The organism is Streptomyces sp. CA-111067 (assembly GCF_050956065.1).
GTDB lineage: Bacteria > Actinomycetota > Actinomycetes > Streptomycetales > Streptomycetaceae > Actinacidiphila.
In genome coordinates this window covers 4,443,033-4,461,283 of record NZ_CP192103.1, presented here as the reverse complement: position 1 = coordinate 4,461,283, position 18,251 = coordinate 4,443,033, and the positions used below count along the sequence as shown (strand labels likewise).

Sequence of the window (18,251 nt, the reverse complement as noted above, 5' to 3'; positions counted from 1 at the left end):
GGGTGCTGCGGGCGCGGGGTCACGGGTTGCGGGTGGTGCGTTGCGCGGGGCGTCGCGGGACGACCGGCCGACCGGGGCCACCACGACGACCGGCCGGCGGCGACGAAACGGGGGCCGGCCCGCCCGTTTCGTCGCCCGGTGCGGCCGGGCCCCGCCGTTGCGTCGCCGCCCGCCCCGCCATGCCGTACCTCCCGGCGCGGCGCCGAGGACGGCCGCGGGCCCTGCGACCCGCGGCCGTACGGTCACTTGCGGCCGGTGCCGCCGTGCACGTTCAGCCAGGTGGCGAGCGCCGAGCCGGCCAGCGCCGCGAGCAGCGCCGCCGGCCCCTGCGGCAGTTGCGGCAGCCGGACGTCGGCCGCCCCGTAAACCGGCAGCGCCACCGTGGCGTTGACAACGAGGATTTTCCATGCAGGCATTTGCGGCCGGCTGTTAACCTGGGTTACCCGGCGGCGGCCTTTGCGTTTGCCGGGACGGCGGTCGGGGGATGTCGGCATTGCCGGCTCCTTCGCATCGTGGGATTGCGCAGAGCCCCGGCTCCCTGGTGGCAACCGTGACGGGTCGGGGCTCTGCGGCCGAGCGGAGGAATCTCCGTCGGCAGCGCCGAGATTAGGGCGCGACGGGGATCCGGTTCCACCGCATTCGACCCGCCGCACCCCGTACCGGCCGGCCGCCCCGTGATCATCGGCGAATTACGTCGCCCGGACCGAGGAAAATCCTGCCGGAATTCGCGGGACCCGTTCCTTCACCGCCTTTTTCTGGTAGGCGCCGCGGGATATCGAACCTCTTTCCATTACCGCAGGTGAGCCCGGGGTTCCGGTCCGTGACTCCGCCAACTCCCGGGCGTGCGGGGCCTGTTCGGCGCGCACGCCGCCGGCCCGGCCGCGCGCCGGAGCGCGGCGGCAGAAAAAGTTGCCCGGGGCGCGCACTTGCAGACCGGTCCGCTCCTGCCGCCGTCGCAGGAGAGACAAGAGTGCTCCCGTGTGAAGCATGAACTCACCACGAGGTGGTCATCATTAAGAACGGGTAGGCGGTCTGCAATTGCAGACCGCGCGTCATGATCACCGTCGCGCACCGGGCCCGGCGGTGAGCCGAGCAGTGAGGTGAACGCGATGAACGAGCTCAAGTGGCGGAAAAGCTCTTACAGCAATCATGAGGGCGCCTGCGTCGAGTTGGCCGTAATCGATCAGTGGACGATCGGATTCCGCGACTCGAAGGACCCGAGCGGTCCGATACTGGCCTTCGACCGGGCCGAAGCGGCGGCGTTCCTGTCCGGCACGGCCCTCGGGGAATTCACCGACAGGCGATAATCGGCCAACTGCACCGAACCCGCCGTGCCCTGGGCCCGACGGGGGCAGGATGGGTGGGCTGTAACGGGGGAGCACACACGTTCCTGTCCAAAGGAGAACCCACCCGTGCCGGTTCAGCCATCCCGCGGTCAGCGTGGACCGCGCATCGTCAGCGATTTCACCGGCCGGGCACCCACCGCCCAGCGCATGATCTACGGCGAGATCCTGCGGCGGCGCCGCGAGGCGTGCGGCCTCACCGAAGTCGAGGCCGCACGCCGTACGGGCTTCTCGACGTCGAAGATCAGCCGCCTGGAGAACGGGCTGCACGACTTCAAGGAGGCCGACGTCCGGCGGCTGCTGTCGGTCTACCAGGTCACCGACCCGGTCGATCTCGACGGGCTGCTGGAGATGGCCCAGGAGGCCAACGAGCGCGGCTGGTGGGACCCGTGGAGCGACGTGTCCACCAAGGCGCTGCAGATCCACGTCAGCCTGGAGGACATCGCGCAGCGCATCCGCTCCTACGAGAACGGCCAGCTGCAGGGCCTGCTCCAGACCGCCGACTACACGCGGGCGCTGATCAGGGCCAACGCCCCCGGCAAGAGCCGGCAGGAGATCGACCGGATCATCGAGCTGCGGATGCTGCGCCAGCAGCGGTTCACGCAGTCGTCCAACGCGACGCTGTGGTGCGTGATCGACGAGGTCACGCTGGTGCGCGGCTACGGCTCCAAGGCGGTCATGCAGCGCCAGCTCGACCACCTGCTCAAGCTCGCGGACCACCCGCGGATCATCTTCCACATGGTGGAGATGGCCAGCCTGAACATGCCGGTGCAGATCGGCACGACGACCGTCTTCGACTTCGAGAACGGCCGGCTGCCCGACATCGTCTACGTCGAGCGGTCGCGCGGCGGCCTGTACCTGTACGACCCCGAGCAGGTGGACGAGCATGTGATGGGGTTCGACCGGCTGCTGGTCGCCTCCATGCGGCAGCGGGCCTGCATACGCAGGATCCACGACCACCGCAAGAGGCTCGGCTGACCAGGCTGTTCATCCCGCACAGTGCGGGCTACAACCTTGCGGGCTACACCTTGCGGGCGACTCCGGCGTAGAGGGACACCTGCTGGTCGGTCACCAGGCTCGGGCCGCTGGCCGGCTCGGGCTGCCAGCGGTGCGCGACCACCACTCCGGGGTCCTCCAACTCCAGGCCGTGGTCGAAGAAGCGGGTCACCTCGGCCTTGCTGCGCACCTGGGTCGGGGTGCCGCCCTTGGTGTAGATGTCCACGATCGCGGCCCACGCCTCGGGGTCGAAGTCCGGTGTGCAGTGCGAGATCGTCAGATACGACCCCTCGACCAGGGCGCCGACCAGCTCCTTGACGATCTCGTACGGCCCTACGTCGTCCGGTACGAAGTGCAGCACCGCGTTCAGGCTCAGGCCGACGGGCCGGCTGAAGTCGATCAGCTCCGCGTCGCGTACCTTCGCCAGCAGCGCGCCAGGCTCGCGCACGTCCGCCTCGACGTAGCCGGTGCTGCCCTCCGGCGAGCCGCCGAGCAGGCTGTCGGCGTAGACCAGCACGATCGGGTCGTTGTCCGCGTAGGCGATCCGCGCCTCCGGGGCCTCCCGCTGCACGACCTCGTGCAGGTTGGGGGCCGTCGGGATGCCGGTCCCGATGTCGAGGAACTGCCTGATCCCCCGTTCCCTGGCCAGGAAACCCGCCGAGCGGTGCACGAACGCCCGGTTCACCCTGGCCACCACCCGTATCGCCGGGAAGTTGCGGATCACGTCCTCGGCGGCCGCCCGGTCCACGGCGTAGTTCGTCTTGCCGCCGAGGTAGTAGTCGTACATCCGCGCACTGTGCGGCAGGTCCTGCCGTAACCGGTCGGTCGCGTCGAGACCGTCCTCGGAATACGACACCTCTTCCTCACCCACGCTGTCCCCATCCGTCTCGCCCCGACCCCCTGGACCGGGGCTCAAGTCCACCGTCGTGCGCGCCAATCTAGGGGGCGGCGCGGTCGCGGACCATCACTGGCTTACCCAGCGGGCGGACGTCCTACCCGGGGCGGCCGGGCCCGGGGGTATGCGGGACCGGCACGGGGAGGGGAACGGGGCCGGACATGCCGGGGCCCGGGCCCGTTGTCCGGGCCCGGGCGGCAGACCCGGGGTCGGCCTGGTCGGCCCGAGGTCAGTCCTTGTCGCTGTCCTTGTGCCGATTTTCGAAGATGTCCTTCACGGCGTCCTTGGCCTTCTCGGCCGCCTCGCGGGTGTGGCCCTTGGCCTGGTCGGTACGGCCCTCGGCCTCAAGGCTCTCGTTCCCGACCGCGTGCCCGACGGTCTCCTTGACCTTGCCCTTGGCTTCGTCGGTCTTGGCCTCGACCTTGTCGCTGTCACTCATGTCGGCTCCTTCTTCATTTCGGCTGCTGCTCGGCGGTTCATTGACCGCCCGGCGATATCACCGCGGCCCGCGCGGGCATACTCCCGGGCTTTTCCAGCCTCGCCCGGCGGATCGCCGGCTACCAGCGGTACCAGCGGTTACGTCCGCCACCGGAGTGAGTGCCGCGCATCAGGAACCCGAGCGCCCACAGGACGATCACCACAATCGCGATCCACCACAGCAGATGCAGAGCGAATCCCGCGCCCAAAAGGATGATGGCGAGCAGAAGTACGAGCAGCAGCGGTCCCATGATTTTCTTCCTTCAGTTCGTCGGCTTCTCATCACGCCGACTTCCCCGCGAGGAATCCCCCATGCGCAAGCGTGAGCGATTTCCCCACCCACCCACGAACCCGTCCACCCACTCACCCATCCACTCACCGGCCCGGGCAGCCGGGCGTTCGCGTACGGTTTCGCCGGGCGGGACCGGCAACGAGGGCCCTACGCGGGCAGCGGGTGGGAGCTGGATGGCTGGCATGACCACGGCCGAGTGGTGGGAACGGCTGCCGGCCGGCATCCGCAAGCAGGTCGACGGGTACGTCCTGCAGGACGCCGTCTTCCAGGCGATCCGTACCGCCTACGAGGCCGGCCGGGCCTACGGTCTGGGCCTGCGCGAAGCGCAGGACGTCGTCGGCGACCGGTGTCGCCACTACGGCGACGCCGTCGCCCGCACCCCTGACAGCCCGGTCGATCTGGCGTCCCTGACCGCCCGCGCCGCCGGGTGCCCCGGCCGCGTCGCGGCGATCGAGGCGGTCTGGGACGGCGACACCGTTCACGACTGGTTCGTCCAGCTGCTCGCCATCACCGCCGATCCGGCCGGCGAGTACCCGCTGGCCACCGTCTACCGGGCCGCCGCGGAGCGGAACCTCGCCGGGGCGGAGGGCTCGGAGCGGAACCTCGACGGGGCGGAGGGCTCGGAGCGGAACCTCGACGAGGGGGACGGGGCGGGGCCGCGTCACCCGTCGGCGGTGGTCGCCACCAGGGCCGGCCAGGACCTGGCCGCCCACCTCTCGGTACCGTTCCGCTTCGCGAGCCCCGACACCCCGGACGACAGCGCCCCGCGCTGGCAGCCCTGAGATCCCCGCGGGCTGGTCCGTGACGGTGAAGGGTGCCCGGTCCAGGTCGAAGCCGGTCTCGTACGCGATGAGCCGCTCGTCCAGCGACCGCCGCCACACCTCCCCCGGCACCGACGTCTCGCGCACCGCGCCTCGACGCAGAACCGGAACAGGCAGCGCAGATGGGGCGGTTCGATCCCGCCGTTCTACCCCACGCCCGCCCCGGGCCGGCGGCCCGCGCTAGTCCAGCCAGATCACCACGGCGTCGCCGGCCGCGGCTGCCGCCTGGAAGAACGGCACGAGGGCGTCGTAGTGGTGGGTGACGTACTGGAGCCAGTCCGGGTCCTGCCCCGCCAGTTCCGGATACAGGTCGGCCGCGGCCAGATCAGCCATGGTGACCCCTCTGACCAGCACGTCAGCCGGCAGCGGCCCGAGCGCCGTCGCCGCCACCCGAACCCTTTCAGGACTGAGATAGCGCGGGGGCGTGTACCCGAAGTCGTCGGCGCCGGGTATCTCCTCTTCCCCCCGCACGATGTCCACCGGAAACCCGACCCGCCCCAGCAGAAACCGCAAGGTGTCCCAGGCCTTGTCCACGTCCATGCACCGCGCCGACCCCCCGTCCTCGATCATCTCGTACACGAACCGCCCACCCAGCGCCCGCCCCAGCTCCGCCGGCGTAAGCCGCGCGTACTCCCCGACCATCCCCATCCCGCCACCGTAGATGTCCCCTCTGACACCCGGCCCCGCCCGCCCGCCCGCAGCCGCTATGACCGGCGATCGCGCCGGTGCGCGGCGGCCTCGAACCCGAGGTGCTCCTCGGCGTTGGTCCGGAGCCAGTCGGTGAACGTCGGGGCGCTGCGGAACGGCGTGACCGGGTACTGGTGGACCTCGGTGTAGGTCCAGACTTCCGGATCGGGTCCGGTGCCGCGCAGGAAGTCGAAGCAGTAACCCTGGTGCATGAGGATCACCCGGTCCGCGGGGGCCAGCGCGACCGGGATGCCGTTCTCCACCAGCAGCTCGTCGGCGGCCTGCCGCAGCCCAAGGACGTGAGGGTGAAAGACGTCGCTGCCTTCCAGGAAGAGGCCGACCCCACCGCCGACCAGCTCGAGAAACCGGCGGTAGCCCCCGCCGACCGCGGCCGGCTGATCACGGACGATCTCCTCAACCTCCCCTCGCCCCAACCCGATCGCAGTCGAGGCACTACGGGCGCGCCGATCAACCAGCATCCCGACCACCGCCTCGACCCGCTCCTCCGGCCCCATGACCGTCCACGCCCGTTCATCGATCAACACCGGCCCACCGTCACCCCGTCCACCCGCAACCGCCCCGCGCCCGCGCCGAGTCCACCTCTGAATGCCCACTTCGCCCCCCGCCCGCGCGCCACCGATAGGGCTCCGCTCCCGCGTCCGTGCTGCGTCGAAGCCCATCGGGACCTTCCCTGGTCGGGCTGGAGGCTGAGCGCGTACCGTCCCGGGTGACGGACCGGCGGCCATCGCGCGGGCCGGTGGGGTTCGCAGTGCCGATCGGGAGGGCTCGCCGTGCTCAGCGTAGACAGCAACTGCCGCAGCAGGACGCCGCCCGTCATCTGGGCATCACGTACGCCCGCCTCGTGATGGTGCTCACCAACGGCCATCTGACCATGGCGGAGAATCCGGCCGGGCGGGCCGGGGTGACCGTCGCAAGCGTCGAGGCCGAGAAGCGCTGGCGGGCGAACGCGACGATCCGGGCGAGATCGGCCCGTCTCCTGAAGGACACGTTCAGTTGGTTCTGATCGCCGAAGACGATGTGCGGCCGGCGGTGCTCGTGGGCGGCATGCTGCGGGCGTCCTGGCGGCGCGAGCTCTACCGGGCGTTGGGGGGCTCCGGGGACACCGTCGCGCTCTGGAACGCCGTCGAACGGGCGGCGGCCGTCGCGGAGGCGTCCGGCGCGCAGCTGCGCGAGATCGTCGAGGCCGTGGTCGCCGAGGGGTACGAGGAACTCGGGAGCGGGTTCGTCGGCAACCCGGGCATCCCCGAGGACTACCTCCTCGAACTGTGTGAACGCGGCCTGCTCATCGACGCGTTGGGGCACCGCGCCGGCCCGCGCCGCCTGCTGGCGCGCATGTGCGAACTGCACCGGTACCCGGAGGCGGTGCTGACGCTGGGGCTGGAGCTCTACCGCGATCCGGCCGTGCCGCCCGGCGAGTTCGCCGGCTTCGTCGGCCGGTATCTCTACGTCTCGGAGGGCTGGTTGCTGCGCGCGCTTGCCGAGGCCACCCCGGACTCGGCGCTCAAGCAGGCCATGTACGAGGACGCGCTCGGCGCCGCGACGTCAGCACACGCCCGGCAGGCGGCCGGAGTTCACGCCCGCCACCTGGCGAACGAGGCGGGCGCCGACGCCGTCCAGCTCGCACGGTTCCTCGACCGGCACCCCGACGCGCAGGTCCTCGTCCTCCCCCTCGATTCCCGCGTCCCGGACCCGGCCCGCAGCGACCTGCTCGAATCCCGCGCCCGCGCGTCGGCCGACCCGCGCGTCCGCGAAGCGCTCCGGCGCCGGGAGCAGCGCCGGGACGCGTCCGGGCCGTCCCTGGACGCCGAGGCCGCCGCCGTCCTCGCCGCGACCGGCACCCCGGACGTCCTGCTCCTGCTGGCCGCGAACCCGCGAACCCCGCGCCCGATCCTGCGCGAGCTGAGCCTGCGCCGAACGTCCCCCGGCGCCCGCGCGATCCGCAGCGCTGCCGCCCGCACCCTCCGGTCCCAGGGCCGGCGGGAGCGCTGACGCCCAGGGCGCGCCGGTCGCGCGCATGCGGTCCAGCCGGAGGAGGACGACTGCCGGCCCGCGCGTCCCATCGGTCCCGCTACACGTACACGCCGGCGCTCGGTCACCCGGGCGCCGTCGGCGGCCCGGACGTGCCGGGGCGGGCCGTGCGCGGGAGCAGGGCTCCGCACAGGACGGCGCCGCCGAGGAAGATCGCGGCCGCGACCCAGAAAGCGGTGCGGTAGCCGTGGATCGCGGCCTGGGCGGCGACCGCCCGGGTCGGCGGGGCGTGGCCGGTCAGGTAGTCCCGGGCGGTGTCGGCGGCGAGGGTGCTGAGCAGCGCCACCGACAGCGAGCCGCCGATCTGCTGCATGGTGGTGACCAGCGCCGAGCCCACTCCGGCGTCGGACTCGCGCAGTCCGTGCGTCGCGCTGGCGATCGACGGCGCCATGATCATGCCGAAGCCCAGGCCGCCGACGAGGAGGGCCGGCATCACGTGCGAGACATACGCGGTGTCGGCGCCCACTCGTGTCAGCAGGGCCATGGCAACGGCGGTGAGCAGCATCCCCGGCCCGACCAGCGGTTTGGGCCCGGTCCGCGGCATCACCAGCGAAGTGCTGACGGCGGCCGCGACGATGATGGCGGCCACCAGCGGCAGAAACGCGATCCCGGTTCCGAACGGGCTGTAGCCGCGGCTGCGTTGCAGGTAGTAGGTGAGGAACAGGAAGATCCCGAAGATCCCCGCGCCGCCGATGCCGATGGCGAGATACGAACCGCCGCGCGTCCGGTCGCGCACCACCCGCAGCGGCAGCAGCGGCTGCCCGACCCGCGCCTGGAGCAGGACGAACAGGCCCAGGACCGTACCGCCGGCGACCAGCATCACGATCGTCAGACCGGCGCCCCAGCCGTGCGTTTCGGCGTTGGAGAAGCCGTAGACCAGACCGAACAGCCCGGCCGACGCGGTCAGCGTGCCGGGGACGTCGATGTGCGGCCGCCGCGCCCCGCGGTCGTTGTGCAGCAGCGCGAGCGCGCCGGCCACCGCCGTCGCGGCGAACACGAGGTTGACGTACAGGCACCAGCGCCAGGACAGCCAGTCGGTCAGCGCGCCGCCGAGCAGCAGACCGATGCCGGCCCCGCTGCCTGAGACCGCGCCGTAGGCGCCGAACGCCTTGCCCCGTTCACGCTCGTCGGTGAACGTCGTGGTGAGCAGCGACAGCGCCGCCGGCGCGAGGACCGCGCCGAACGCGCCCTGCGCCGCGCGAGCGCCGACCAGCGCGGTGAAGTTCTGCGCCGCGCCGCCGACCGCCGAGGCCGCGGCGAACCCGGCGAGACCGACGACGAACGTCCATTTGCGTCCGAAGAGATCGCTCAGCCGGCCGCCGAGCAGCAGGAGGCTGCCGAAGGCGAGGGAGTACGCGGTGATGATCCACTGCCGGTTGTCGTCGCTGAACCCCAGGGAGCGCTGGGCCGAGGGCAGCGCGATGTTCACGATCGTCACGTCGACGGTCACCATCAGCTGGGCGATGCCGATCATGGCGAGGATCAGCCATCGGTGGGGGTGGGGCGGGGGCGGGTCGCGCGGGGGCGGGTCGCGCGGCGGATCTCCGGCGCTGTCGCACGGCGCCGTGCGTGAGGGCTCGGGTCGGGCGGCGCCCGGCGGCGGGACGGAGAGGGCGCGGCGGCGCCGGCCGGTCTCGTGGTCGGGCATGGCGGGCTCCTTCATCTCGACCTGCGCGGCCGGTCAGCGGCAGCCGCGCACACGCGTTTTTCATCGCTGCTGAATTGACCGTGCCAGTCGTCCCGGCTAGATTTCAATGGTGATGAATAAAGGCAGGGGCCGCGGCCGCCCGGCCAAGGGGGCGGACGGGACGGACGCAACGGACACCCGCGGCGCGATCCTGAAGGTGGCGCGGGCGAGGTTCCTGAGCGACGGCTACGAGCGGGTGACGATGCGCTCGCTGGCCGCCGAGGCCGGGGTCGACGCCGCGTTGATCAGCTACCGCTTCGGTTCGAAGCGCGGCCTGTTCGCCGCGTGCATGGAACTGTCCACGAACCCGGCCGACCTGCTGGCCGAAGCACTGTCCGGCCCGGCGGAGGGCCTGCCGGAGCGGATGATCGCCAACATCATCCGGGTCTGGGACGATCCGGAGGCCGGCGCGGCCCTGCGCGCCCTGGCGGAGGCGGCGGTGAGCGAGCCCGACGTGTCCCGGCTGTTCCGGGAGATGGCCGAACGGGAGATGATCGGCCGGATCGCCGACCGCCTCTCAGGACCCGACGCGCCCAAACGCGCGGCGCTCGCCGCGAGCCAGCTCATCGGACTGGTCTTCATCCGCTACGTACTCCGCCTCGAACCCCTGGCGTCGATGCCCCCCGATGAATTGACCACCCGCACAGCCCCCTCCCTCCGCACAGCCCTGACCACCCCCCGCCCCCCGGCCCCCGCCCGGATGCCGCGCCCCAACCCCCACCCACCGCCACCGCCACCGACCTGACCGTCACCCGGAGTTGGTGGCCTTACGCCCTTGCGCCGCCCAACGCGGGGACCGAGCACCACGACTCGACGCCAGTCGCGCTGTCAGCGGTTGAGGTCGAGGAAGGGGACGCCCCGCCCCTCATACGCCTTCGGAGCAACCGTGGCGACCAGCGCATCCGCTCCCCACTCGGGAAGGTGGCGGACCGCATGGATGGCCGCTCCGACTCCGGTGGGAACGCCGTCCCGGCGCAGTTGGGCGACGGCGAGCGCAGCCGGGTAGTCGAGGTCCAGGGTGTGGATGACATCGAGCTGGCCGATGTGCTCGGCGAGGCCCAGATACTCCGCGTCCGCTTCGAGGATCGACAGGACCGGCGCCCACAGCCGGGTCTCCGACTCGAAGTGCGCCCGATGGATCAGCGCGGACACCTGGCGGTTCCCCGACAACGCCAGCAACGTCGGCGCGTCCAGCACCAGATGATGCTGGATCACGCGGCGGTGTCCTGCTGATGGGTGAAGGCATCACGGAGCTTGCGCCCCATCGCCGCGCTCTCCTCGTCCGACACCTCGACCCCGAAGTGCTCAGCCAGATAAGCGCGCGTACGCTCCGCCCGCTCACGCCGCTCCTCATCGGTCAACGTCGTCTCGGCGAACTCCTGAACGAGCGAGCGAATCGACGTACCCCGGGCCTCCGCAAGGACCGCAAGACGGTCCCGCACCTCAGCGGGCACTCGGATCATGGCATCAGACACAGGCCGAGTATACGTCCGCGTATACGCGCACGAAGCCGGCTTCCGACATCGCGCCCACCTAGTAGCACCCGCCGGGGCGTCCATGAGGCCCGACGCAGACATCGAAACGGATCCTGTCCGAGCTGGGGCCTTCCTGCGTCACAGAGCGGTCACGGTCTACTGCGGTCAGCCGGGCCTCCACGAAAATGAACTGGTGCGTTCTCGAAGCTCTGTGCGCAGCCTGGCGTGGTTCCGCCGCCACAGCCTTGCTCTGGGACTTGGACTCGGCATCCCCGCGACGCTGGGTGCGATCCTCCTGGTATTGGGCCCTCTGTCTTGGTCGGTGGCGGGCGACACCGTGCGGTCTTTGCGCGGCACAGAGCGAGCCGACGCGATCAACGCGGTGAGACAGACCGTTCTCGGCTCCGTAGCCGGCGCCACGGTCTTCGCGAGCCTGGCGTACACCGCCCGCACCTACCTGTTGTCCCGCCGCGGTCAGGTGACGGAACGGTTCCGGGCGGCCGTGGACCAACTCGCCTCTGACAAGCTGGAAGTGCGCCTGGGGGCGATCTACAGTTTTGAGCACGTACTCAACGAGTCGCCGCAGGACCACCGTGCGGTGGTGGGCGTCCTGGCAGCGTTCATCCGCAGCAGCACCTGGACCGGCGAGATCTCCGAACCTGGGCTGCTTCCCGAAGAGGGCAATGCAGGAAGGCCCGTCGCCGGCTGGGGGACACAGCCGCCGGTGGACATCCAGGTGGCGGTAGAGGTCCTTGCCCGCCGCCCGGAGGTCAGCGACCCGATCCGAGTCGATCTGCGGTATGCCTCGCTGGCGGGTCTGCGACTGCACGACTACGAGTTCAAGGACGTCCCAGGACTGCGGAATGTGTTCCTCACCTGGGCGAACCTGCAGCGTATAGCGCTACGAGGCGTAGATCTACGAGGCTCGATCCTCAACGGCGCCGATATGAGGGATGCTCGGCTTGACAGTGTTCGCCTCGACGGAGCGCAACTGAACCGGGTAGACCTTCGAAGCGCGAACTTGTACAACGCGACGCTGACGCGGACTGACCTCAGGGGTGCGGATCTTCGTGACTGCGGAGGACTCACCGCAGAGCAACTCGCCGGAGCAGGCATTGATGCAGAAACCCGGCTCCCGGCCGAACTCCAGCACGACCGCTGGGTTGCAGCCCGCCTTGCTGACTGTGTCGCCTGGGACGCGCAGACGGATGGTCACCGTTCTGTGCCTCCTGCAACCCCTGAGCCATGACCAAACACTGCGAACGAGATCCACATCGAGGACGGCAGCACGTTCTACCGCCTTACCTGTGATGCATGTGGTGGAGCAGGAGGAGCGCGGCGACCGCGTTCGCCGAGCGGATTTCGCCGCGTTCGATCAGGGTGGGGGCCGTGGACAGGGGGACCCATTCGCGGCGTTCGGATTCGAAGTCGTCTTCGGGGTGTCCGACGTATTCGGCGGTGGTGGACCAGTAGACGTGATGGCGGCTGTCGGTGAAGCCGTTGGAGGGTTCGACCGTCAGGAGGTGGCGGAGGGGGCCGGGGCGCCAGCCGGTTTCTTCGAGCATCTCGCGGGCAGCGGCGGCTTCGAGGTCTTCGCCATGCTCGACGACACCGGCGGCGAGTTCCCAGCCCCAGCTGTCGGTGATGAAGCGGTGCCGCCACAGCAGCAGGGCTTCGCCGGCTTCGTTGACGGTGGTGGCCAGGGCGACGGGGCGTTGGCGGATGAGGTAGTGGTCGAGGTGGCGGCCGTCGGGGAGTTCGACGTCGGCGAGGTTCAGCGTCATCCACGGGTTCTCGTAGACGGTCTTCTCGCCGTGGTTCTTCCAGACCGACACGTACGCTCTCCGTCCCTGGCTGCCTGCTCGGTGCCTGGGACGGTATCGCACCGAGCCGGTCACAGCGGCAGGGACAGCGAGGCGTCGATCTGCTCGACGGCGGCCCGGCCGGCGGCGGAGCCGTGGTCGGCGAGCAGGCCGCGCAGGCGGGTGAAGCGGTCGCGCAGACGCTGGGACTCCTGGCCCTGGGCCAGGGTGAGGGCGGTGAGGCTGTGGACGGCGGCCTGCTCGGGGTTGCCGTGGCCGAGGTCGGCGGTGGCGAGGGTGGCCAGGCGGTGTACGGAGCCGCGGGCGTGGGCCTGGGCGCGTACGGCTTCGGTGGCGTAGGTCCGGGCCGGTGCCCAGTCGCCCAGGCTGATCAGTGCTTCGGCGAGCTGGGCCTCGACCAAGCCGGGTTGTACGTAGCCGAGTTCGGCCGGCTCGTCTGCCGGGCGGATGCGGGCGGCTGCGGCTTCCGCGAGGAGCATGCAGCGGTGGGCGGCGGCCTGGTCGCCCATCCGGGAGAACGCCTTGGCCTGCATGGCGTACAGGTCGGTGGCCAGTGCGGGTGAGATGTGGGCGCCCGCGGTACGGATGCCGGCCTCGGCGAACGCCACGGCCTGGCGGAAGTCCCGCATGAAGACTGCCTGGTTGACCAGGAGCGCTATCACGTAGCCGCCGAACGCCCGGTCCCCGGACGCCTTGGCGAGGCGGAGCGCCTGGTGGAAGTAGCGCTGGGCCAGGCCCTGGGCGTCGGAGTCGTAGGCGCAGATTCCGGCGACGGCGACCAGTCCGCCCACCGCGCGGTGCAGGTCGCGGCCGGTGGCGTCGGTGTAGGCGCCCCGCACCAGCGGGGAGGTGTGGTCGGCGAGGAACCGTACGATCCGCCCGCGCGTGGCCACGCCGCCCGTCTGCCGGTACATCGCCTCGTAGTGGGTTCGGGCCACTCGGAGCACTTCGACGTCCGCGCGGCCCACGTGGAGTTGGCCGCTGCGGGAGACGTCGAGGTCGTCGGGCGGGTTCTCCCACTCCCAGACCGGTCCGATCGCGGCCATGCCGGTGATGAGCGGGGCTCGTTGGAGATCCTCGCGCTGCTGACCGTCTCCTCGCCACAGCGCGGTCGAGCGCTCGATGAATCCGGCCAGCGGGGCGGCGGGTTCGTCCCTGGCCGGATTGCCCATGCCGATGTCGTCCAGGGTGATCGGTCTGCCCAGCCGGGCGGCGATGACGTCGCAGATCAGGTCGGGAACGATGCCGCGCGGACGTTGCCCGCGCAGCCAGCGGATCACCGAGGAATGGTCGTAGCGCATCTGTCTGCCCCTGGACCGGCCGGCGGCGTTCACCCGGGTGGCCAGACCGACCCGGGACATGCCCGCCTCGTCGAGCAGCGCGTCAAGCAGCGTGTTTGGCTCCATGTGGTCCTCGCATCACTCAGTGCAGCGAGCGTAGCCAATCCCGTTTCACACAGTGTGTGTTTCCCACCCTCACGCCTGGGCCCCGCACACACTCCCGCTCGGACGGTTATCGGCCGAACCTCGTCTTACGGCCGCTTGATTGTCGGCGGCCGACCCGTATGCAGACGGCTTCGCCACGACCACAGGACCGCCGTTCTGCCTGCCGGCCCCCGCGGTTTCGATGCGAAGCGGCGAAGTGCCCTTCTTATCAACCCACTTACGAGAGGTGGAGAACATGTCGCGCTGCAACTCACCGGGCACGGAACGGCCATATGCCCGTCAAGTCCCACCAGACGGAAGCGACGGACCCACCACCATGCCCTACGGCTTCCTGGTGCCGGCCGAGGACGTCAAGGTGTCGGCGGCTCGGCGCAAGGTCGTTCGGATCGTGCGCGCCTGGGGTGTGCCGCTGACCGACGAAGCGCTCGGCTATCTGGCGCTCATGGCCAGCGAAGTGATCACCAACGCGATCCGGTACAGCCAGGCCCCGTGCGCTGTCGCCATGCGCTGGAGCGGAACGCGGGTGCGGGTCGAGGTAACCGACACCGAACCGGGTCGGCCGGTACCGCGCGACGGGGCGCTGGATGCGGAGGGCGGGCGGGGGCTGCTGCTCGTCGGGGCGTTGGCCGACGACTGGGGATGCGCGGCCGTACCGGGCGGCAAGACCGTCTGGTTCGAGATCGGCCCGGCAGCCCGCACGGCAGCTCCCGCCACCAGCCCGGCCGCCTACGAAGGTGCAGTGCGATGAGTACGACGAGCAGCCACGCAGCCCCCGCCCATCGAAGCCGGCCCGCCGGACGGCCGGACATGGTGCCGTTCATCGCGCGGTGGAGCGGGGAGCAGGACCCGCCGGTGGCCGTGGTGGCGCGTGGCGGGCAGTGGACCGGGATTGCTTACGCCGACCGGCGGGCCTTCGACCGGGACGACCCCAGCAGCGTGCTCTGGACCCGGACAACCTCACGCCTGGGAAAGGGTGTTCCGCAGTACGGGAAGGTCCACAGCCTGCGGCAACGCCTCTGCATGCAGCGGCTGTTGTGCCAGATCTGCGGCGGCCCGGCCGACCGCACCGACCAGGGCACGCTATGGCTGATCGACGCCCGCGCCCGCAGCCTGCTGCCCGTGGCCGAGATCACCACCCACCCGCCGGTCTGCCTGCCCTGCGCCCACCGCTCCGTCCGCGCCTGCCCGCACCTGCGACCCGAATGGGTGGCGCTCCGAGTGCGGACCGCCGTCCCCTACGGCGTCAACGGCATCCTCTACCAGCCCGCCCACCCCGCCCCCGTCCAGGTGGGCACCGCCGACTTCCCGTTCCACAGCGCCCGACTCCCGTGGGTCCTGGCCAGCCAACTCATCATGCGCATCAGCGACTTCACCGTCACCGACCTCACCCCGTGACCAGCAACAGCAACCAACAAGGAGACACCACCGTGACCTCGGCGACAACCACCCGCCCCACCGAACCGCCGACCAACGTCTTCGGCCGGACCTGGACCCTCACCACCACCAGCGGCCACACCCTCACCGGGCACCTGCCCGACTGGGCCGACACCGACCCCAGCACCACCGGAATCCCCCTCGAACGCCTCGGCGCCCACCTCGCCGACATCCGCCACCACACCGCCTTCCCCGGCCAGAACGTCAACACCGTCCAGGGCAGCGGCCGACCGCCGCAGGACACGGAGATCCTGTGGGGCCACATCACCTGCCACCCCTACGCCGAGGACCCCGACCCCCGCATTCCCGTGGTCAGCATCGCCCTCATCGACGACCACTGGATCACCGACCTCGACCCTGAGGGCCTCACCGACATCGCCCGACAGCTCCGCACTCAGGCCGACTGCCTGGACCGCGAGATAGTGCCGCGGCTGGTGGCCGCCCGCACTGACTGGGCCGCCCACCACGACGACTGACGTCCTCTGGCGGCACCCGGGTGCCCACTACCGGCGGCGCGGAGTGCTGCGCACGTCGGCAGCGGGCGTCCGGGCATCAGGCACTGGCGCAGCCGGACCCGGCAGCGGTGCCTTCTTGATGGGGCTGCGGGCTCGGGCGGCTTGGGCGCGGCGGTCGGGAGCGGCGGTGAGGCGCCAGATGAGGGCTTCGGCCGGAGAGTGGGCGGTGGCCAGCTCACGGTCGGTCGCGGTCTCCGTCAGGAGCTGTGGGACGTGGTGGCCGGCGGTCTCGGCCCGGGCGGGCCAGGCGGGGTCGGCGAACGGCGATCCGTGCCCCTCAGCGCCTTCCTCATCGACGAGCTGAAACCGCACGTCGAAGGCCGCGATCCCGACGAACTCCTCTTCACCGGTCCCCAGGGCGGCGCCCTGCGCGCCAGCAACTTCGTCCGCCGGGTCTTCGACCCGGCCGTCCAAGCAGCCGGCCTCGGCAACCTCCGCGTCACGCCCCACAAACTCCGCCACACCGCCGCCTCACTCGCCATAGCCAGCGGCGCCGACGTCAACGTCGTCCAGACCATGCTCGGCCACAAGTCCGCCACCATGACCCTCGACGTCTACGGCCACCTCTTCCCCGACCGCCTCGACGAGGTCTCCAAGAAGATGCACAAGCGCCGCGCCCGCGTCCTCGCCAAGGCCAGGGCCAAAGCCGAGAGGACGAAGCAGAAGGCCCAGGAGGCGGCGGCCGATTTGTCCACCCTGGAGCAAGCTGCGGCCTGAATCCTGACGCTGCCAGTTAGCAGTGGCCCCTCACCCAAGGGCGAGGGGCCACTGGCCTAGAGCATGGCGGGACCTGCGCCCGGCAGAGGCGCTCACCAGGAACTCCAACGAAATGAGTGCTGGGGAACGGTAGGCTCGTTGGCCATGAGTCAGAGCGGTTCGCAGGCGGCAGCATTCTTCCAAGATGTCCGCCAGAGCCGAGTCGTCTGGCTCGTCCGGGATGACGACGGAAGCCCGACCCACCTCTCCGAGGACGGCACGCGGAGTCTTCCGTTCTGGTCGACCTCGGCCCGCGCCCAGAGGGCAGCGAGGATCTGGGGGCATGGGCTACGCGTGGGTTCCATGCCATTGGACACCTGGTGCGAACGCGTACTGCCTGACGCCGCCCGGGATGAGCTCGTGATCGGCATCAACTGGAGTGGGCAGCGCCTGGTCGGCTGGAGCTTCACCTCCGAGGAAGTTCTCAACCGGCTGGCGGCGACTGACTAGCTGTATTGACCCGCAGGGTTGTTGACACGGCTGATCGGGGGTTGTCCTCCGAGTGCGGTGTGGCAGCGATGGTAGTTGTAAGCGTGCAGGAAGGGTGCGAAGGCTTCGGTGCGTTCGGTGTTGCTGGCGTAGGGCTTGAGGTAGGCCCATTCGTCGAGCAGGGTGCGGTTGAAGCGTTCTACTTTCCCGTTGGTCTGGGGCCGGTAGGGCCGGGTTCGTTTGTGGGTGATCCCGGCCGCGGTCAGGGCGTCGCGCCAGGCGTGGGATTTGTAGCAGGAGCCGTTGTCGGTCAGGACACGCTCGACGGTGATCCCGTGGCCGGTGTAGAACGCCTGGGCCCGCTGCCAGAAGGCCACGGCGGTCTCTTTCCGCTCGTCGCCCAGGATCTCGCTGTAGGCCAGGCGGGAGTGGTCGTCGACGGCGGTGTGGATGAAGCTGTAACCGATCTTCGGGGTGCCGGAGGGGCTGCGGGCGGGTGTGGTGGCCTGGCGGTTCGCCTCGCCGGCCTGGCGGTCCATGACGCGGTGGCCGCCACCGTCGGGAATGTTCCCGAGTTTCTTGATGTCGATGTGGACCAGCTCGCCCGGCCGGTCCCGCTCGTAGCGGCGGATCACCGTGCCGGTCGGACGGTCCATCCAGGCCAGCCGGTTCAGGCCGTGCCGGGTCAGGATCCGGTGCACCGTCGATGTCGGCAGGCCGAGGACCGGGCCGATCCGGGCGGGCCCGAGCTTGCGTTCCCGGCGCAATTCGCACACGCGCACTTCGATAGCCGGCTCAGTCCGGTGCGGCGTGGTGCGGGGTCTGCTCGGCCGGTCGGCCAGACCCGCCTCACCCTCGTCCCGCCACCGCTTCACCCACTTGTAGCCCGTTGCCCGGGAGATTCCCATCTCGGCTGCCACATGAGCCACAGGCCGGCCGGCATCGACCCGCTGAACCAGCAGCCGTCTGCCGTGAACGGTCAGCCGGGCATTACGGTGGGACACGAAGACCTCCATGCGGTGCAGTCCTAGACAGCTCCACTGCATCGGAGGTCTTCGCCATGATCAAGCCCGACACGTGTCAACAACGCTCGTGATCAATACAACTAGCCCGCAGCATCGCTCGCG

The 18,251-nt window shown here is 70.5% G+C and carries 24 protein-coding genes and 1 pseudogene; 12 read left to right on the top strand and 13 right to left on the bottom strand.

What is annotated here, in order from left to right; translation table 11 throughout:
• Positions 1–242: 242 nt before the first annotated feature.
• A complete protein-coding gene (locus ACQPW6_RS19430; RefSeq protein WP_433890910.1) occupies positions 243–416 on the bottom strand; it encodes a hypothetical protein in 174 nt (57 codons plus the stop codon).
• A gap of 693 nt (positions 417–1,109) precedes the next feature.
• Between ACQPW6_RS19430 and ACQPW6_RS19425 the strand changes: the two genes are divergently transcribed.
• Both ACQPW6_RS19425 and ACQPW6_RS19420 read left to right on the top strand, forming a co-directional pair.
• The gene (locus tag ACQPW6_RS19425; protein WP_433890909.1) at positions 1,110–1,307 is read left to right on the top strand and encodes a DUF397 domain-containing protein; all 198 of its coding nucleotides are present in this window, start codon (positions 1,110–1,112) and stop codon (positions 1,305–1,307) included.
• A gap of 105 nt (positions 1,308–1,412) precedes the next feature.
• Entirely contained in the window at positions 1,413–2,321 is a 909-nt protein-coding gene (locus tag ACQPW6_RS19420; RefSeq protein ID WP_433890908.1) for a helix-turn-helix domain-containing protein, read from the top strand.
• Between the two features lie 43 nt (positions 2,322–2,364).
• Here ACQPW6_RS19420 and ACQPW6_RS19415 read toward each other — a convergent pair whose 3' ends face one another.
• From ACQPW6_RS19415 to ACQPW6_RS19405, 3 genes are all read right to left on the bottom strand, one after another.
• Entirely contained in the window at positions 2,365–3,210 is an 846-nt protein-coding gene (locus ACQPW6_RS19415) for an SAM-dependent methyltransferase (RefSeq protein WP_433890907.1), read from the bottom strand.
• A gap of 253 nt (positions 3,211–3,463) precedes the next feature.
• Positions 3,464–3,673, bottom strand: a complete 210-nt coding sequence (locus ACQPW6_RS19410) for a CsbD family protein (RefSeq protein ID WP_433890906.1) — start codon at positions 3,671–3,673, stop codon at positions 3,464–3,466.
• 118 nt (positions 3,674–3,791) lie between these two features.
• The gene (locus ACQPW6_RS19405; RefSeq protein ID WP_433890905.1) at positions 3,792–3,962 is read right to left on the bottom strand and encodes a DUF5670 family protein; all 171 of its coding nucleotides are present in this window, start codon (positions 3,960–3,962) and stop codon (positions 3,792–3,794) included.
• A gap of 223 nt (positions 3,963–4,185) precedes the next feature.
• Between ACQPW6_RS19405 and ACQPW6_RS19400 the strand changes: the two genes are divergently transcribed.
• Entirely contained in the window at positions 4,186–4,785 is a 600-nt protein-coding gene (locus tag ACQPW6_RS19400) for a hypothetical protein (RefSeq protein ID WP_433890904.1), read from the top strand.
• 39 nt (positions 4,786–4,824) lie between these two features.
• On the opposite strand, the pseudogene ACQPW6_RS19395 reads toward ACQPW6_RS19400, so the two are convergent.
• From ACQPW6_RS19395 to ACQPW6_RS19385, 3 genes and pseudogenes are all read right to left on the bottom strand, one after another.
• Positions 4,825–4,964, bottom strand: a pseudogene (locus tag ACQPW6_RS19395) (HalD/BesD family halogenase); the annotation flags it as partial.
• A 40-nt stretch (positions 4,965–5,004) separates the two neighbouring features.
• Complete coding sequence (locus tag ACQPW6_RS19390; protein ID WP_433890903.1) at positions 5,005–5,472, bottom strand: YfbM family protein; 468 nt, start codon at positions 5,470–5,472, stop codon at positions 5,005–5,007.
• Positions 5,473–5,528: 56 nt separating this feature from the next.
• The gene (locus tag ACQPW6_RS19385; RefSeq protein WP_433890902.1) at positions 5,529–6,056 is read right to left on the bottom strand and encodes an SMI1/KNR4 family protein; all 528 of its coding nucleotides are present in this window, start codon (positions 6,054–6,056) and stop codon (positions 5,529–5,531) included.
• A gap of 317 nt (positions 6,057–6,373) precedes the next feature.
• On the opposite strand from ACQPW6_RS19385, the gene ACQPW6_RS19380 reads away from it, so the two are divergent.
• Both ACQPW6_RS19380 and ACQPW6_RS19375 read left to right on the top strand, forming a co-directional pair.
• Positions 6,374–6,535 carry a DNA-binding protein gene (locus tag ACQPW6_RS19380; RefSeq protein WP_433890901.1) on the top strand — a complete coding sequence of 54 codons (162 nt, stop codon included), beginning with the start codon at positions 6,374–6,376 and terminating at the stop codon, positions 6,533–6,535.
• Positions 6,526–7,521, top strand: a complete 996-nt coding sequence (locus tag ACQPW6_RS19375) for a hypothetical protein (RefSeq protein ID WP_433890900.1) — start codon at positions 6,526–6,528, stop codon at positions 7,519–7,521. Before ACQPW6_RS19380 ends, ACQPW6_RS19375 begins: the two co-directional genes overlap by 10 nt.
• A 103-nt stretch (positions 7,522–7,624) precedes the next feature.
• On the opposite strand, the gene ACQPW6_RS19370 is transcribed toward ACQPW6_RS19375, so the two are convergent.
• Positions 7,625–9,208 (bottom strand): MFS transporter, encoded by a 1,584-nt coding sequence (locus tag ACQPW6_RS19370; protein ID WP_433890899.1) that lies wholly within the window; start codon positions 9,206–9,208, stop codon positions 7,625–7,627.
• 112 nt (positions 9,209–9,320) lie between these two features.
• On the opposite strand from ACQPW6_RS19370, the gene ACQPW6_RS19365 reads away from it, so the two are divergent.
• Entirely contained in the window at positions 9,321–9,992 is a 672-nt protein-coding gene (locus tag ACQPW6_RS19365) for a TetR family transcriptional regulator (RefSeq protein WP_433890898.1), read from the top strand.
• An 83-nt stretch (positions 9,993–10,075) separates the two neighbouring features.
• On the opposite strand, the gene ACQPW6_RS19360 is transcribed toward ACQPW6_RS19365, so the two are convergent.
• Both ACQPW6_RS19360 and ACQPW6_RS19355 read right to left on the bottom strand, forming a co-directional pair.
• The gene (locus ACQPW6_RS19360) at positions 10,076–10,462 is read right to left on the bottom strand and encodes a hypothetical protein (RefSeq protein WP_433890897.1); all 387 of its coding nucleotides are present in this window, start codon (positions 10,460–10,462) and stop codon (positions 10,076–10,078) included.
• Positions 10,459–10,722 carry a hypothetical protein gene (locus ACQPW6_RS19355; protein ID WP_433890896.1) on the bottom strand — a complete coding sequence of 88 codons (264 nt, stop codon included), beginning with the start codon at positions 10,720–10,722 and terminating at the stop codon, positions 10,459–10,461. The genes ACQPW6_RS19360 and ACQPW6_RS19355 overlap by 4 nt, the downstream gene beginning before the upstream one ends.
• A 193-nt stretch (positions 10,723–10,915) precedes the next feature.
• Between ACQPW6_RS19355 and ACQPW6_RS19350 the strand changes: the two genes are divergently transcribed.
• A complete protein-coding gene (locus ACQPW6_RS19350) occupies positions 10,916–11,971 on the top strand; it encodes a pentapeptide repeat-containing protein (protein ID WP_433890895.1) in 1,056 nt (351 codons plus the stop codon).
• A 52-nt stretch (positions 11,972–12,023) separates the two neighbouring features.
• On the opposite strand, the gene ACQPW6_RS19345 is transcribed toward ACQPW6_RS19350, so the two are convergent.
• The gene (locus ACQPW6_RS19345; protein WP_433894590.1) at positions 12,024–12,506 is read right to left on the bottom strand and encodes an NUDIX hydrolase; all 483 of its coding nucleotides are present in this window, start codon (positions 12,504–12,506) and stop codon (positions 12,024–12,026) included.
• A gap of 110 nt (positions 12,507–12,616) precedes the next feature.
• Positions 12,617–13,951 carry a transcriptional regulator gene (locus ACQPW6_RS19340; protein WP_433890894.1) on the bottom strand — a complete coding sequence of 445 codons (1,335 nt, stop codon included), beginning with the start codon at positions 13,949–13,951 and terminating at the stop codon, positions 12,617–12,619.
• A gap of 355 nt (positions 13,952–14,306) precedes the next feature.
• On the opposite strand from ACQPW6_RS19340, the gene ACQPW6_RS19335 reads away from it, so the two are divergent.
• The 5 genes from ACQPW6_RS19335 (at position 14,307) to ACQPW6_RS19315 (ending at position 17,145) form a co-directional block, all read left to right on the top strand.
• Positions 14,307–14,738, top strand: coding sequence for an ATP-binding protein (locus ACQPW6_RS19335; protein WP_433890893.1), 432 nt, complete (start codon positions 14,307–14,309; stop codon positions 14,736–14,738).
• Entirely contained in the window at positions 14,735–15,385 is a 651-nt protein-coding gene (locus ACQPW6_RS19330; protein ID WP_433890892.1) for a hypothetical protein, read from the top strand. The genes ACQPW6_RS19335 and ACQPW6_RS19330 overlap by 4 nt, the downstream gene beginning before the upstream one ends.
• 32 nt (positions 15,386–15,417) lie before the next feature.
• Positions 15,418–15,900, top strand: coding sequence for a DUF6907 domain-containing protein (locus tag ACQPW6_RS19325; protein ID WP_433890891.1), 483 nt, complete (start codon positions 15,418–15,420; stop codon positions 15,898–15,900).
• 309 nt (positions 15,901–16,209) lie between these two features.
• On the top strand, positions 16,210–16,656 hold the full coding sequence (locus ACQPW6_RS19320; protein ID WP_433890890.1) for a tyrosine-type recombinase/integrase: 447 nt from the start codon (positions 16,210–16,212) through the stop codon (positions 16,654–16,656).
• Between the two features lie 63 nt (positions 16,657–16,719).
• On the top strand, positions 16,720–17,145 hold the full coding sequence (locus ACQPW6_RS19315) for a DUF2750 domain-containing protein (protein ID WP_433890889.1): 426 nt from the start codon (positions 16,720–16,722) through the stop codon (positions 17,143–17,145).
• On the opposite strand, the gene ACQPW6_RS19310 is transcribed toward ACQPW6_RS19315, so the two are convergent.
• Entirely contained in the window at positions 17,142–18,128 is a 987-nt protein-coding gene (locus ACQPW6_RS19310; protein ID WP_433894407.1) for an IS481 family transposase, read from the bottom strand. The genes ACQPW6_RS19315 and ACQPW6_RS19310 overlap by 4 nt on opposite strands.
• Positions 18,129–18,251: the final 123 nt, after the last annotated feature.